Origin of the sequence: Thiopseudomonas acetoxidans (assembly GCF_030362935.1) — a bacterium.
Classification (GTDB): domain Bacteria; phylum Pseudomonadota; class Gammaproteobacteria; order Pseudomonadales; family Pseudomonadaceae; genus Thiopseudomonas; species Thiopseudomonas acetoxidans.
Genome location: NZ_JAUCDY010000011.1, coordinates 1 through 15,706 on the forward strand (window position 1 = coordinate 1; position 15,706 = coordinate 15,706).

Annotated in this window: 14 protein-coding genes; 4 read left to right on the plus strand and 10 right to left on the minus strand. The window is 47.9% G+C overall.

All coding sequences use genetic code 11. The features are described from left to right. Positions 1 to 335: 335 nt before the first annotated feature. A complete protein-coding gene (locus QEZ41_RS09045; protein ID WP_289411122.1) occupies positions 336 to 1,334 on the minus strand; it encodes a YecA family protein in 999 nt (332 codons plus the stop codon). A 275-nt stretch (positions 1,335 to 1,609) separates the two neighbouring features. Between QEZ41_RS09045 and QEZ41_RS09050 the strand changes: the two genes are divergently transcribed. Beyond that, positions 1,610 to 1,897, plus strand: a complete 288-nt coding sequence (locus QEZ41_RS09050) for an encapsulin-associated ferritin-like protein (RefSeq protein ID WP_289411123.1) — start codon at positions 1,610 to 1,612, stop codon at positions 1,895 to 1,897. A gap of 93 nt (positions 1,898 to 1,990) precedes the next feature. Here the strand turns inward: QEZ41_RS09050 and QEZ41_RS09055 are convergent, their stop codons facing one another. The 3 genes from QEZ41_RS09055 to QEZ41_RS09065 all read right to left on the minus strand — a co-directional run bounded on the left by QEZ41_RS09055 (position 1,991) and on the right by QEZ41_RS09065 (position 5,269). Beyond that, a complete protein-coding gene (locus tag QEZ41_RS09055; protein WP_289411124.1) occupies positions 1,991 to 2,950 on the minus strand; it encodes a 6-phosphofructokinase in 960 nt (319 codons plus the stop codon). A gap of 66 nt (positions 2,951 to 3,016) precedes the next feature. After that, positions 3,017 to 3,430 (minus strand): diguanylate cyclase domain-containing protein, encoded by a 414-nt coding sequence (locus QEZ41_RS09060; RefSeq protein ID WP_289411221.1) that lies wholly within the window; start codon positions 3,428 to 3,430, stop codon positions 3,017 to 3,019. A gap of 72 nt (positions 3,431 to 3,502) precedes the next feature. Beyond that, positions 3,503 to 5,269, minus strand: a complete 1,767-nt coding sequence (locus tag QEZ41_RS09065) for an SLC13 family permease (RefSeq protein WP_289411125.1) — start codon at positions 5,267 to 5,269, stop codon at positions 3,503 to 3,505. A gap of 423 nt (positions 5,270 to 5,692) precedes the next feature. Between QEZ41_RS09065 and ccoN the strand changes: the two genes are divergently transcribed. Both ccoN and QEZ41_RS09075 read left to right on the plus strand, forming a co-directional pair. Continuing rightward, entirely contained in the window at positions 5,693 to 7,120 is a 1,428-nt protein-coding gene (gene ccoN / locus QEZ41_RS09070) for a cytochrome-c oxidase, cbb3-type subunit I (protein WP_289411126.1), read from the plus strand. Next, entirely contained in the window at positions 7,113 to 7,310 is a 198-nt protein-coding gene (locus QEZ41_RS09075; protein ID WP_289411127.1) for a hypothetical protein, read from the plus strand. Before ccoN ends, QEZ41_RS09075 begins: the two co-directional genes overlap by 8 nt. Here the strand turns inward: QEZ41_RS09075 and QEZ41_RS09080 are convergent. The 3 genes from QEZ41_RS09080 to QEZ41_RS09090 form a co-directional block, all read right to left on the minus strand. Beyond that, the gene (locus tag QEZ41_RS09080) at positions 7,299 to 8,120 is read right to left on the minus strand and encodes a LysR family transcriptional regulator (protein ID WP_289411128.1); all 822 of its coding nucleotides are present in this window, start codon (positions 8,118 to 8,120) and stop codon (positions 7,299 to 7,301) included. The two genes, QEZ41_RS09075 and QEZ41_RS09080, sit on opposite strands and share 12 nt — an antisense overlap. Positions 8,121 to 8,128: 8 nt before the next feature. Next, positions 8,129 to 8,476, minus strand: a complete 348-nt coding sequence (locus QEZ41_RS09085) for a DMT family transporter (protein WP_289411129.1) — start codon at positions 8,474 to 8,476, stop codon at positions 8,129 to 8,131. A gap of 192 nt (positions 8,477 to 8,668) precedes the next feature. Continuing rightward, positions 8,669 to 10,579: a methyl-accepting chemotaxis protein gene (locus QEZ41_RS09090; protein ID WP_289411130.1), complete on the minus strand. Its 1,911-nt coding sequence runs from the start codon at positions 10,577 to 10,579 to the stop codon at positions 8,669 to 8,671. 301 nt (positions 10,580 to 10,880) lie between these two features. Here QEZ41_RS09090 and gmk point away from each other — a divergent pair, with 301 nt between their 5' ends. Next, positions 10,881 to 11,504, plus strand: a complete 624-nt coding sequence (gene gmk / locus QEZ41_RS09095) for a guanylate kinase (protein ID WP_289411131.1) — start codon at positions 10,881 to 10,883, stop codon at positions 11,502 to 11,504. A gap of 8 nt (positions 11,505 to 11,512) precedes the next feature. Here gmk and QEZ41_RS09100 read toward each other — a convergent pair whose 3' ends face one another. The 3 genes from QEZ41_RS09100 to QEZ41_RS09110 all read right to left on the minus strand — a co-directional run bounded on the left by QEZ41_RS09100 (position 11,513) and on the right by QEZ41_RS09110 (position 15,416). Beyond that, entirely contained in the window at positions 11,513 to 12,661 is a 1,149-nt protein-coding gene (locus QEZ41_RS09100; protein WP_289411132.1) for an SPM autocatalytic domain-containing protein, read from the minus strand. Between the two features lie 110 nt (positions 12,662 to 12,771). Continuing rightward, the gene (locus QEZ41_RS09105) at positions 12,772 to 13,479 is read right to left on the minus strand and encodes a 3'-5' exonuclease (protein ID WP_289411133.1); all 708 of its coding nucleotides are present in this window, start codon (positions 13,477 to 13,479) and stop codon (positions 12,772 to 12,774) included. Continuing rightward, entirely contained in the window at positions 13,476 to 15,416 is a 1,941-nt protein-coding gene (locus tag QEZ41_RS09110) for a putative nucleotidyltransferase substrate binding domain-containing protein (RefSeq protein WP_289411134.1), read from the minus strand. The genes QEZ41_RS09105 and QEZ41_RS09110 overlap by 4 nt, the downstream gene beginning before the upstream one ends. Positions 15,417 to 15,706 lie beyond the last annotated feature (290 nt).

Genomic DNA, 15,706 nt, shown 5'->3' on the forward strand with positions numbered 1-15,706 from the left:
GACATGACGCCGTTAGAGTACCGAAATGCGGCATAAATTCTCTACGAGATGACTGTGTTATAAATGGGGTATTTACACACTTGTTTCCAGTCGGCAAAATGAAAAACACGATCCTGTAATAGCAACCTCCAACCATAAGGTAAACTGTCTGCAAACACACCATGCAATCCTGCATGATGCTGTGCTGGTGCGGGCTGCAACACGGTCGAGTTATGCAGAGTAAAGGGCAAAAAGGTGGCCAAGTTTTTGCAAATAATATACAGAAAATGGACAACCTAGTATCCATTATCTTCTATCCATTATTTTTCTTGTTAACTGAACTCCCTGCTTACAACTCAAACCCTAAACGTAAACGTCTGCATCAGTAGCGGCTGGATGCTTGCCTGTCGCGACAGCCTTGTTTCGCCGGAGTAGCGTTTGGGGTTGAGGGTAACAAAGCCCCAGTACTCTAGAAACCGTCTAACAAAGCGGCTTTCAATACGACTGTCGAGCTGCCTGTGTGGTGTGCTGTATTCATTTTGAGGTAACTGCTGGAGCAATGAAGGAAAAGCCACATAGACCTCATCCATGAGCTGGTCAACCGAACCATGGCTTTGTATGCGCCAGAGTAGGAACATCCAGAACAATCGCAGATCAATGTCGTCATCAAACGCATCTAGATAGCTCCAGTTGTACTTGGCCACCGCGGCTTCGAGCATGGGCAGAAAGAAGGAGCGCAAACCTTGGTTTTGGTACTGCTTTTGCGCTGTTTTTTTAACATGGTAGCGGCCGCTTTTACGGTAAATAATGCCTGCCACTTCTGCCAAGATACGGGTGTAATGCAGCGCATTAAACTTATCTTCATTACTGCCCATGTACTCACTGATGCTAGGGTAAGTCTGATATTCGGCTATAGCAAATTCCGGCAACAGCTCGCTGGCTTGCTTGACCAGCTTGGCAGGTAAATTGCCTTTGCTGGTCGCTTTAAATGAGCCTTCATTCGCCATGGCTTCATCTAGAATTATCTCTAGGTAGCGCATTACCGGACTGGCGGATAAATCAGCTGGTGTCGTGATTGTTACTAAATCCAACTCTGTAAAGGGTGCATACATCCAGTTGGACATCTGGCTTGATGAGAGACCACAAAAGTCAGCGATGGGCTGATTGTTGCGCTGCTGAACGCGCTGTTCAGCAATCACATTCAGGTCATCCAGGCTTAGGTCTGGATTCATGGCTATGACCTGCGCAATATCGTCAAACACGCCTTGCTGCTGATTGGTTGCGTGATCGATGCAGCAACGCTTGTATTTTTTCCCACTGCCGCAGGGGCATGGATCGTTTCGACTAGTTTTCACGACAAATCTCTTCTTATCTGTACGGATTTAATTTCATCCATCATTACGAATTAGCCGCCTAAAATCAAAGTTTTCTGCACATCATTTAAAGCGTTTAAAGCTTTGGGACGATTAACAGTCCTGACTGCTTGGCCAACTAAATCCACTCTTTATTGAAACATTTGCACCTATTCTTACCTAAGTCGTATAGGTAGCCGCCTATTGTCTGTTTACATTTAGGAGAGCAGGCAATTACTCAGCGCTTCCCTAGCCATCTAACTCTTAGGGTGAACACTATGTCAAACGAAGGTTATCACGAGCCTATCGACGAGCTCACAGACGAAACAAGAGACATGCACCGTGCCATAACGTCCTTGATGGAAGAGCTCGAAGCTGTGGATTGGTACAATCAACGGGTCGATGCCTGTAAAGACGATGAGCTACGGGCAATCTTGATACATAATCGGGATGAAGAAAAAGAGCACGCGGCGATGGTGCTTGAGTGGATTCGTAGAAGAGATCCGCAGCTCGACAAAGAATTAAAGGATTATCTATTCACTGATAAACCCATAGCACATACATAAAATACTTACCCTGTTTTTAAAGTAATTTGCTGCGCAACTCAACAGCAAATTACTTTCTCTTATCGCGTTCTATCAGTCTAGCGCAGGCTTCTCCTAGCGCGTTAATTTACGCCCTTCTTCGAGATACACGGGGCTGATCTCGCTACGACCGGACACTACCTCTGAGATAGAGCGTGTGGCCATTTGGCAGTTCTTGTAGAACACCACGCCGTCATTACTGCCGGTCACTAGCGCATCAATGGCAATAGTGACGAACTCAAACGCGCGCAAGCGATCCAGCACTGTGGGGCTACCGCCGCGCTGGGTATGCCCTAAGACTGTCAGCCGCGCTTCCATGCCCACTTCTTCTTCCAGCCAGCGGGTCAGTTGCGGGGCAAAGTCCACACCTTCAGAAACAATGGCAATCATGTAGGTACGTCCATCAGCAATTTCTGCTTGGAAGCGTTTTTTTAAGCTGTCTAGATCGTAGGGAAGTTCAGGAATCAAACAAATTTCCGCACCACTGGTCAGCGCAGAAACTAACGCCAAATAACCGCAATCGCGACCCATGGTTTCAATAACAAACGCGCGCCTGGACGAGCTGGCGGTATCGCGGATTTGGTCCGTAGCTTGGCGGATAACATTCAGTGCGGTATCTACACCTAAGCAATAATCTGTGCCGAAAATATCGTTATCAATGGTCGCTGGGATACCACAAAACGCAATGCCAAACTCGCGATAAAACACATCCAGTGCACGGAAAGAGCCATCACCACCCAAAACCACTAGCATGTCGATGCCGTGGGCTTTAAGGTTGTCATAAGCCTGCTGACGGTACTCAGGCTCAAAAAAACGCGCCGAGCGTGATGAGCGCAACACCGAACCACCCTTGGTGATAATACCCGCCACATCCGCATGGGTAGCTGGCTGAATACGGTTATCGATCAAGCCCTCTAATCCATCACAGATCAAATAGGGCTTCAGCCCTTTTTCAATACTGTATTCCACAAAGCGTTTGATGCCAGGGTTCATCCCAGCACAATCACCACCCGAGGTCATGATTGCAATTCCCATATAGAAAATACCTTTTAAAAATCAATTTTAGGCTGTGTTTTCAACCGTCCGTTTCGCCTAGCCCCTTCATCTGACTGTGCGGGTGCGCTGCTTATCATTATACATTTCTTGATCTGCATAGTTGAGTAAGCTGGCACCGTCTTGCCCATGCTCAGGATACATCGCCAAACCTATAGATGCACCAAGGCTAAAACCATCACAAAAATCTAAGGGTTGCTGTATTTCCTCGTGCAAGCGCGCGATGATTTTCTCAACGTCACTTAACTCTTTAACTTCACGTAGCAGCACCACAAACTCATCACCGCCCAATCGCGCTACCACGTCATGGTCGCGCAGGACACTCTGGATACGCTGTGCAGTTTCGAACAGTGCCCGATCACCCTTGTCATGACCAAAGGTATCGTTAAGCGGCTTAAACTTATTTAAATCCAGAAACAGGAGCGCAAAGGGCTGTTTCGTGGGTTTGCGCTCAAATAGCAGGTAATTATATCAAATATAATAATACTATTATGCTAGCACTTTAGTGACGGCTTGCCTGTTACGTCAGGCGGCTCAAAACGGCCAGAACAGTGGAATAAAAATCACGCCCAATACCCAAAAGATACTGTTAAGCGGTAAACCCACCTTAATAAAGTCGCTGAACTTATAACCACCAGCGCTATACACCATCATATTGGTTTGGTATCCCACCGGGGTCATAAAGCTGGTTGAGGCGGCGAAGGTAATGGCAATCAAGAACGGCGTAGGGTCAGCGCCCATCAGCTGTGCGGTAGAAAACCCTATAGGTGTCAATAAGACAGCCGCCGCCGAATTACTCATCAACTCGCCAAATAACAACGCCATCAGATAAAGCACCGCAAGCACCACATGCGGACCTAAGTGGCTCACCAAGCCAATGCTGTTATCCACCAAAAACTGAGCCGCACCGCTGCTACTCATAGCAATCCCCAGCGGTAACAACCCGGCAATTAAAATCACAATGGACCAGTCGGTACTTTCATACACGTCATCGGCATGAATGCAGCCCGCCAAGGTCATAGCAACGGCACCTGTAAGCGCTGAAATAGCGATGGGTAACCAACCGAGTGCCGAAACTATAACTACAGCGGCCATAGTGGCAACGGCAAAAGGTGCACGCCAACCATAGTCTTGGCTGGCTTCACGCTGGGAAATCACAATCACACTTTTATCTTTACGCAGCGCAGCAAGGTCTTTTTCCGGTAGCGCTAGCAGTAAAATATCACCGATACGCAACCGCAAACTATTAAGCTGACTGCGTAATACCTGTCCTCGGCGCTGTACCCCCATGACCGAGGCGTTATAGCGCCAGCTGCGATTTAACTCAGCCAGTAAACGACCCGCTGCACGGGATTGCGGTGCGATCATGACCTCTGTGAGCACTGATTTCCCCTGCTTACGTCCTTTAAGCTGAAAATCTGTTTGCGTATTAAACTCTAGTTTTTGCTCATCTTTCAGAGCTTCCAGTGCAGACCAAACCCCACGTGCCAGTAAAATATCACCTTCTTGCAGCTTTTCTGAACGTGGCGCCCAATATTTTTCCCCGTCACGCAGTAATTCCAGAATAAAGACGTTGTAATTTTTACTCAGCTGCGCCTCTTCGACACTGACACCCAGCAACTTGGAGTCTTCGGTGATTTTTAACTCGCTAATATAATGACCAAACTCGTACAGGTTTTCCAAATCCGCGCTGCGTACTTCGGGTAATAACCAGCGGCCAAACGTCAGTAGGTACAGGCAACCGGCGATGGCACAAATGACAGCCAAGGGGAAAAACTCAAACATGCTAAAACCTGGATGACCTAGATCTTTAGCAATGGAGTTCACCAGCAGGTTGGTGGATGAACCAATGAGCGTGACCACCCCCATCATTTGCGCCACGTAAGACAGTGGAATCAATGCTTTAGAGGGCGCCAAGCCCACTTTTAAACTGGCTGCAATAACTATGGGAATAAAAATAGCTACCACGGCAGTGTTATTAACGAAAGGGGCAATCAGCGCCAGCAAGCCAAATAACATCAGCATAAATTGCAAGGGGGAACGCGCTGCGCTAAGCAGTTTTTGTATGCCGGCTAAGGCGCCACTGTTTTGTAATCCAGCAGCAAGAATAAACATGGAAGCCACGGTGATAGTGGCAGCATTACTAAAACCACTTAACGCCTGCCCAGGGCTAACCAGATCCAGCAAGGTCAGACTGACTAATACCAAAATCGCAATGGCATCAATGCGGAGCTTCTCAGTAACAAAAAGCACCAGCGCTACCATTGTGATTAACAGAACGAGAAAAATCTCAAGGGTCATAGCCAACCTCTAAACATCAGTACCGAGCAGCGCATTGGCGTTACCCTATTAGACAGTGATGCCAATATATAGCAAAACTGTAGGGTTAGATTAAATGAGTTTCTTGCTTGGCGTATCTGTTTATTGCAGCAAACTCTTGTTGAAGCTCAGCTGTTGCACCCCAACAAGACCCGCGGTGTGGGAGCGCAGCTTCTGCGCGATGCAGAACATAAACCCAGCCGGAAAAGCACATTCACGCAAGCGTGCGCTCCAACAGAAGTCGTAAATCCATATCAATCAAACCCTATCAGCTTTATTGTTAGCTCAGCGCAATATTTTTCATTAGCAAAGTACTCAGCACACTCTTACTCTTGATCCAAGTCAATTATCTAACAGAGGCCGTAGCTGTGCTGCATGCTTGTAGTATTGGCTGCGTGAGTCATTATGCAAAATTCAATTCAAGTACCTGAATACAACCTCAAAGTTGTACGCCAGTTCACCCTGGCAACCATTGTCTGGGGTGTGGTCGGCATGTGCTTTGGTGTGTTTTTGGCTGCTCAACTGGTATGGCCGGCATTGAGCTTCGACACCCCGTGGCTGACATTTGGTCGTGTTCGCCCTATTCATACCAGCTTGGTTATCTTTGCTTTTGGCGGTAGCGCGCTGTTTGCCACCTCTTTTTATATTGTTCAGCGCACCAGCTATGCACGATTGCCCTCAGACCTAATGGCTTCGATATTTTTCTGGGGTTGGCAGGTTTTATTAGTGCTTATCGTAATTAGCTATGCCATGGGTTCCACCACCAGTAAAGAATATGCCGAAATGGAGTGGTCGCTGTCGATAGTTTTAGCTGCACTCTGGCTTGTTTATACTTGGCTGTTTTTTGCCACCATCGCGCGACGCAAGGTTGCACACATTTACGTAGCCAACTGGTTTTACGGTGCTTTTATTTTCGTAACCGCGATGGTTTTTATAATAAACAGTGCCGCAGTTCCTGTCACTTTAACCAAGTCTTACTCCGCTTATTCAGGTGCTACTGATGCACTTATCCAGTGGTGGTACGGGCATAGTGTGGTTGGTTTTATTCTGTCCGTCGGTTTTTTAGGCATGATGTACTACTTCGTACCCAAGCAAGCAGACCGTCCGATTTATTCCTACCGCCTTTCGATTGTGCATTTCTGGGCCATTATCTCTATTTATATCTGGGCCGGCCCGCACCACTTACACTACACCGCCCTGCCCGACTGGGCACAAAGCTTAGGCATGGTCATGTCCGTGATCCTGCTTGCCCCCAGCTGGGGTGGCATGATCAACGGGATGATGACGCTGTCAGGCGCGTGGTATAAGTTACGTTACGACCCCATCTTGCGCTTCCTAGTGGTTTCTCTGGCCTTCTACGGCATGTCCACTTTTGAAGGTCCAATGATGGCGATTAAAACCGTCAACTCACTCTCCCACTACACGGACTGGACTATTGGTCACGTGCATGCCGGTGCGCTCGGCTGGGTGGCGATGATCAGTATCGGCAGTCTGTACTACATGATTCCAAGACTGTGGCACCGTGAAAGCATGTACAGCACAAAACTGATTCACATCCATTTCTGGCTGGCTACAGTGGGTACAGTAATGTACCTCGCGGCCATGTGGGTCAACGGTATTAGCCAAGGCTTAATGTGGCGCGCTATTAACCAAGACGGCACGCTCAGTTATTCCTTTGTTGAAACCATCGGTGCCAGTCACTACGGCTACGTAGCACGCCTAATCGGTGGCAGCCTGTTTGCTTTTGGTATGATTTTATTTGCTATCAACTGCTGGTTAACGCTCAGGGATAATCGCTTAGCTCAACCACAAGGAGACTTACAACATGTTTAGTTTAATTGTGTTACTCGTCTGCGCACCGCTTATTGTGAACCAGTGGCTGCGTTACTCCGGCCACGAAGCCAATCAGGCAGCGATGCTACCGTTTGCAGATAATTTAAGTCAGGCTAGGCGTGTTGAGCAGGAAACCGGTTTAGTGTGTGTGCCAGACAGGCTCGCATTACAAACCAGTCTAGACGCTTAAACTACGCAACAACTCAAGCGCTAAGTGCAGATCGGGGTGTGTATTGCTTCTTTTATAAAGCACATAAATAGGCAAAGAAAACTCGGGCGCTGACTGATTACGCACCAGCTGCCCACTGGCCAAATAAGGCGTCACAACATGGGTGCGAAAATACCCAGTGCCGCCGTGCTCTAGTATAAGCTGCAACGCTAACGGACCTAGATTGGTTTGGATTTGCGCTTGGGTTTGCCCCGGAAAGGCAAGTTGGTATTGCTGCTTGAAAGCAACGCCCCAGTCGATAAACAACCAAGGCTCCGGTTGTTGCGGGTGCGCTACTTGAATCAACTTCTCCTCAACCAACTGCTCCACCTGCATATCAGGACGGTAGTAAGGCTGATGCGCCAACACCACATTTTGCTCACCAGCGTCCAATCCTGATAGCAGGGTTGTCGCTTCAGCCACCGTAGCCGTTACATGTAACTCCGGCTGCTGTTTAATAAGACTGTTAAACCAACGCGTAAGCCATGGGCTCCATAGGCTAATTTCAGCTGCCAGCTTTAAGGGCTGCGGTTGGTTTTGCTGCTGCATTGTCTGCACAGCACCGTGCCACGTATTGAGAAAACTTTGGGCATAAGGAATAAACAGCTCGCCCTGCTCGGTAAGGCTAACCCCTGTTGCGTTACGCAAAAACAACTGCGCCTTGAGCTGTTGTTCTAGATTTTTTATCCGTGCAGTTACGGTGGTTTGACTGACACACAGGTGCTGGGCAGCCAAAATAAAACTGCCGCTATACACCACTGCCAAAAAAGTACGCGCTAGATTTAAATCCACTCGCCACCTCAACCCTGTGAACTTACCCACTGCAAACCAATGACCGAAGCAATCAGGCTGGCTAAAAAGAACATTCGCCAAAAGGTCGCAGGTTCATCAAACAGCAATATGCCGGCTATCACTGTGCCTGTTGCACCTATGGCACCCCAAACCGCATAAGCAGTACCCACGGGAATAGGCTTTGCACCGCCCATAGATTTGTACAGCAAAAACATGCTCAAAGATACACACAGCAAAAATACCGCCAACCAAAATGCTTGCGCTTTGCCAACACTTTGTTGCGCTTTGCCTAAGCTAATAGCAAACAGCGTCTCAAAAAAGCCGCCCACAATTAACATCAGCCAATTAATAGTCATTAAAACGCTCTTTAAATACGGGTTCAACAGAGATTGTTTAGGGCGAATTTAACGTCCTAAGGACTATCAGCTTAACTGAAGTGCATGACAAGCGCGATTTGACGGTTAGAAAAAGTAGTACCGGGGAGAAAAGCAGCAGGCACGCATAGCTGTATTTGCAATGCGCGCCTGCTGGCTGATTTGCAGTGGACTTTAAATGCTAAACTGCTGTGCTTGCTCTTTTAACTGGCGCGCCAGTGTCGCTAATTGGCGACTGGCTTCTGCGGTTTGCTGGGTTGCCTGCGCCACCTGCACAATCCCTTGGCTTAGGCCACTGACGTTCACCGTAATATCCTGCGCCACCTGGCTTTGCTCTTCAGCAGCTGTAGAGATTTGCAAGCTGGCAGACTCGATACGGCCCACAGCCTCTTGAATGTGGTCTAAGGCTGTACCTGATTCCTGCGCGCGCTCAACACTATTGCGCGTTAGCTCAGCACTGGCATGCATTTGTTCTACAGCACGCAAAGAGCCTTGCTGGAACACTTCCATTTTTTCACGAATCGTATCTGTCGCATTGCGCGTATTGCCTGCCAGCGAACGTACTTCGTCGGCTACTACCGCAAAACCACGACCGGCTTCACCGGCACGTGCGGCTTCGATGGCAGCGTTCAACGCCAGCAGGTTGGTTTGTTCAGCAACGCCCTGAATCATGTCCAATACTTGGCTAATATCCTTGGTATGCGTATTTAACTCCTCAATCACCGTCACCGAATTGAGAATTTGTTCGCTCAAAGAGGTAATCGCATCAATAGAACCACGTACTGCTCTATGGCCGCCACTCGTCTCCTGCTGCGCCAACGTCGCCATTTCCGCTGCCTGAATCGTGTTGTTAGCCACTTCTTGAATGCTGGCACTCATCTCTTCCATGGCCGTAGCTACTAAATGGGTCTGACCTTCTTGCTCATCCACTGTTCGCAGTACCTGTGAGCTAGAGGAGCTCATTTGCTCAGAAGCGGTAGCCACACTAATACTGGCTGCCTGAATTTCACCAAGAATCGTTTGGAAATGCTGCAGCAGGTCATTGACCGTTTCTGCCACCTGCCCTACTTCATCCTGACTGAGCACTGGAACACGCAAACGCAAATCACTTTTGTTACTGACTTCTAGTAACGTACGTCTGACACGTCTGAGTGGTGAAGTGATTTTACGTGCAAAATAATAGGTCGCCAGCATGCCCAAAACAATAAACATCAGGGTTAGACCCATTAACAGCCAGCGTAACGACACCTGTGAAGCAAACACCTCATCACTGTCAGCCACAGCAGCCAACACCCACTGCGTGCCGGGAATCGCCGCAAACCCAGCAATACGCTGCAAACCAAAGTACTGGTAGCTGGTTACTCCCTGATTTTGGCTGCGCATTTGCGTGATTGCGGCAGCTAAGGAGGCATAATCCGGATTTGTTTTTGCTTGCTCACCGGGATTAAGTTGCTCCAAAACATGACTGCGATCGGGGCTGGCAATCAGCGTCCCCTGTGCGTTAACAATCAGTGCGCTGCCGTGCGCGCCATACCCTTGGTCATCAGCAATCTCACTCAGCACAGTAGCGTCCATGCGCGCAATCAGCACATTCACTACCTGACCATGCTGGTACACAGGAGCAGCCAACATGATCACAGGCTTATTAATAACTCGACTAATAATCACTTCAGACATATTGGTCTGACCTTGGAAGGCTTTTTGAATGTAGTCCCTAGACGCTAAATCAGCCGAGGGTGCATCGGGGTAATGGGCAATACCCTTTTTATCAACAATGCCCATGCCTAGATAACCGAGTCGCTGACTGCTTTCCAGCAGAAAGCTCAGCTGCGTATGTTCAATATTGCCATCAAATTCTGGACGCATTGACAGCTCTTCAATAGCACGCAACTGCGTATCAATACGACTGCGTACCAGCTTCGCTCCTTCGTGCGCCATGTGTGGCAATGTGTTATTAATTTGCTCTCTCAACGCTTGACCAGAGCGGTCTACCGATAAAAACCCTATCCCGCCTGCCACCAGTATCAGCATGCAAGCAAAGCCCAACATTAATTTAAGCCCAAGGTTACTTTTGATTTTTAGCATTAATCGTCCCTATTTTTAGAGTTTGAAACTCGGCCACTCAAAACATGATTCACTGATGTACCTGCCCTCACCATGAACAGCCGAGATTTTGCCACTCCCAGACAGTGTTGTTTTGATATCACTCAATGACTAGCAAGCTACATAGTTATTTTAACTGGCGCAACAGCACAAAAAGTTACTGCACCGGCCATCTAATAATTTAAACATGCTATAACACTCAAGTTTGGTTAAACTAGCGCGTCTTAAAAGCACAGCATTTTCACATCCAGCGCGACACTGAATCGGCTTAGTGAGTTAAAACATGAGTAAAAAAGGAATTCTTTATATTCTGTCCGCTCCTTCAGGTGCGGGTAAAACCAGCTTGGTAAAGTCTTTAGTAAGCGACCTTCCTTTTATTCGTGTCTCTGTCTCGCACACCACTCGCCCTATGCGTCCCGGCGAAGAAGATGGCGTCAATTATCATTTCACTGCTCGAGATAGGTTTCAGGAAATGATTAATCAGGGTGAATTTTTGGAGTTCGCTGAAGTGTTTGGTAATTTTTATGGCACCTCACAAGCATGGGTGCAGGACACTCTAGCTGAGGGTTACGATCTGATCTTAGAAATTGACTGGCAAGGTGCGCAGCAAATTCGACGTCTTATGCCCGAAGCCAAGTCTATTTTTATCTTGCCGCCCAGCCAAGCAGCGCTCCGCGAACGCCTACAAAACCGAGGGCAAGACAACAGCGATGTGATTGAAAACCGCATGCGCCAAGCCGTCAGCGAGATGAGTCACTACGTTGAGTTTGATTACCTGATTATCAATGATAATTTCAATCAGGCACTGGACGAGCTAAAAGCCATTTTTACCGCCAATCAACTCGTCCTCAATAAACAGCAAAGCCAACATACCGAACTACTGCGCGAACTGCTCAAACCTCAGTAGGCAGTGATTTAAACCACCAGATCCACTTGCTGCATGCTGCCAATGCGACCATCTTCAAAAACGAAGATTCCATTACTACGCACCTGACCTTGCAACTCATTATTGGCAATCAAATCAAAACTTCCTTGTGCATGTTGCAGCGCTAGCGCGCCAATACCCGCATCAGCCAAACTCAGCAAGCGACCTTTGCCTTGGCTATCCGGCAACCAGAGTTTTAAATCCTTAAACACGGCATCTGCCGAATCAATAAACCCATTGCCGTCATCATCGTAACGGGCTAAATCAGCAAAACCATCACCTGACAGCGCACCAAATAACTCGCGCCCATCATCGATACGTCCATTACCGTTTTTATCCAAAGCCAAATAAGCGCTGCCATTGCCTAACATGGCTAGACTTTCTTTACGACCATTCGCATCCAAATCAAACTGCATTTGCTGCGAACTGAGTTGCGCCGAGCTAGCGGCATAATTAATCACCAATGGATCTTTTAAGGCAGCTCCCGCTCTGATGCTTACTGACTCATGACTGGCTTGTGTGTGTTGCATATGCATTGCAAAATTAAAGTCTATCGTCCGCCCATCCGCGGTGGTGAGACTGCCGCTACTGTGCACCTTTAGCTCTTGTTGCTGCCACTGGGTAACGTGATAGTCATAGCTTAGCGAAGGTGCAGCGTTATTTGGCGGCGCAGACACTGCGGCGGCACCTACGCTTGCGTTAACTGGCGCTGGGTTACTAGAAAAATCTGCTAGTTCGTTTTGGCTGAATTTAACCAACATTTCTTGATAGGCACTAAAATCGCCATTCAGACGCGCCAAGGCAGCGAGTAACATGCGTAGTTTTTCTACATCCGCCTCATCTGGTGCAAAATCTGCCAGCGCACTTTCTGACTGAGGCGTATTAGCAAGACTGGCTGAACGGCTTTCTGCAGGGCTAATACTTTTTGCATAACTATCGAGCGCCGCCTTCGAGAGCGCGGGCTTAGGTTCGCTGCTAACTTGCATCTGCTCAGCCGAGGCAAACAGCTGTTTTTCATGTCGCTGATAATGAATACTCTGCGCGCCGTTATTAAATCGCAAAGACTCGGTGACCTCGCGGCCAAATACTAACTGCTGTTCTGTTTGAATATTCAGATTACTGCTTGCCACAATATGCATATCTGCCTCCCAGTATCGCTACAACCTAACTGGCAGTGATATCGGCATGATGGCATTTTCGTGCACTATTTACGACAAACGGTACAACCCATAAAGCGTATCGCGCGTTATTAGACTGACATAGTGCTGGATTTGCGACGACGCCAGTTATTCAAACTGACCTCTAAATCTTTCAGCGTATGTATGCCTTGGGCTTGAGCTTTTTTGAGAAAAATAAGCATTAGCTCAGCGGTGACCATCGCATCGGCACAGGCGTTATGGCGCTGTAATACGTGCAAACCAAAGAACTCGACCCAGCTATCCATAGTCGGACAGCGCATACCGTGATCGGGGTAGAGCATTGGCGCGATTTCTGCCAAATCGAAAAACGGGTGTTTAAAGTTAAAACCAAAAATATCCTTGAATTCACGAATCAGCAAACGCTGGTCAAAATCCGCATGAAAAGCAAGCAGCGGGCTGACATCCACAAACTCTAAAAAATCCAGCATCGCTGTTTCTGTGCGTTCACCCGCCGCCACATCGCTCGGGGCAATCTGGTGAATCAGCACACTTTCACTGACTTTATGTCCTTCACGCTTAAGTGTGCGCGCCAACAATTGTCCTATTTCGATAGAGTTGTCCTGAATGACGACTGCACCGATGGACAGTATTTTATCCTTTAGGGTATTGAGCCCCGTTGCTTCTAAATCCACCACCACAAAGCGCTGGCTAGCTAATGGCTGCTCAGCAATGGGCTCAGGCGCAGGCAAGGCATACAGACGCGCCATATCTTTTTCATCCACTTCGGGACGTTTGCTAAACCATTTAAAGAGTTTCACAGCTGATACCTAAACGACAAACTGCTTTGCAAGCGCTGGGCCTGACGGAACGATTCACGCAAAATGCGGCGGTCCAGTGTATTCAGCTCATCGGGGTAGATACGATTTGAATACGCCACACCCTGCTCGGCTTGCAGCTGATGCTGCTGCATGCGAATCAACTGAATAAAGTGGTATGCCTCGATATAGGCATCACCATCTAAACGTTCGATTATGCCCTTGCGCACCAGTTGGCGTATGCGCTCCAGCGTATTATTGGTTTCAATACCATGACTTAGCGCCAACACACGAACACCATCAACGATGGGCACTAAGCCTTTTATTTTCAAATCTAGAGTGTCTTTTTCGACACCTTTTTTGGCCAGAGTAAAGTTACGGAACAAGCCACCCAAGGGCGGGCGGTTTTGTAAGGCTCCTTCCGCAAGAATTTTCTGGAATGCTTTGTCATTAACCACCATTTCGAGCATGTCACGCTGCAACGCCACGCAAGCATCTTCATCACCCCAAACAGCGCGCACATCAAAGAAGATTCCCTTATACACCATACGATTTGCCGAGGCTTCACGAATGAGCTTGCTGTAATAGCTCGACCATTCACGCCTCGACAAACATAGCTCAGCATTACCCGCCATCACATTGCCTTTACACAGAGCAAAGCCGCAGTCATCAAGCGCGACGTTGATTTCACGCGCAATGGGTAATAATTTTTGTCGTATAGCATTAGCTTCTGCTTGGCTGTCGGCCTCGAATAAAATACCGTTATCCTGATCCGTATGTAGTGTTTGCTCCCGCCGCCCTTGACTACCAAATACCACCCACGAGAACTTAACTCCAGGGTCACCATGTTTTTCTATGCACAGCTCGATCACCCTTGAGGTAGTGTGATCGTTAAGTAAAGTAATCAAGCGCGTTGTTTGTTCTGGACTGGCACCATGTGCAATCATGCGCTCAACCAGCTCACGCACATCGCTACGCATCTGTACTATTTTTTCTAGACTTGGTGCGGTGCGTATAGCGCGCGCCAAATGCACCAAATCAACACGGCGCAAGGAGAACAAATCGCGCTCAGACACCATACCAACAATACGCCCATCTTGGGCTAAACAGATATGAGCAATGTGCCGCTCAGTCATGGCTAAAGCAGCATCAAAGGCCGTCGCATCTGGTGATAAACAAAATGGGTTAGCGGTCATAACTTGCTGCATGGGCTGACGTAAATCCGTATTAGGATCGGCAATCACCCGGCGCAAGTCGCGCAGGGTAAAAATCCCCTGTGGTCGCTGCAAAACATCAGCAACAAGAATACTACCGACTTGCTGCTCGTGCATTATCTGCACTGCTTCATGCAGTGGAGTATCCTTAGTGCAGGTCACAGGCATGCGCATGGACGCAATATCTACCAGCTTGGTGTCCATCGAAATCTGCGAGCCTAATGACTCAGCAGCACGGCTCTGCACTTTTTGATTCACCTGATCAAGCAAGCTACTCATGCCGCGCACACAGAAATCACGGAAGTGTTCGCTGCGCGAAATCAGTTTAATAAAGGCGGCTTTATTAAATAAAAAACAGAACGTATCTTCTTCAGCAACGTGTACTGTGCGCGTTTCGCGCTCACTTAATATAGCTGCTATGGGAAAACATTCACCGGCAGAGAGCTCAAAGGTGGTTTCATCGCTGGTGCCCTGTCCTTTACGTCGCTCACCATAAACCCGGCCTTGCTTAATAATGTACAGATGCTCTACTGGCCCATCCTCTGGAGCAATAACGGACTCACCTTGGGCATAAAATCTTAAAATACAGTTTTCCACCAAGAAGCCGAGCTCTGAGGCTTCCATTGCATCAAAAGGTGGATATTGTTTTAAAAAGTCTAACGTTCCTTGGATATTTTGCTGTACCGCAGCACGTCCAGTCTCAGCAAAGGCATCATGACGGCTCATCTACATTCCTCCTACAGGGCAGAGGATAGTACTTTTCTGCCAAGCTTCGCCCAATTGGACGTAAGTTGCAGTGAGTAGGCTCAGACCTGTATGCATCTTGTTGTTTTTGTTTGCGTATTGGCTGATTCTGTGCAAATTCGCACAACTATACAAGTACTTATGCCAATAGAAGACCAAAGTTATTACTAAACTATCGTCAATTAATGACTGCTCACTTAGATAGCAGTTTTACTATGCTCGACTCGAAATAATCGTAAGCACATCAGAACCTGGCGTTTATACCCCAGCTA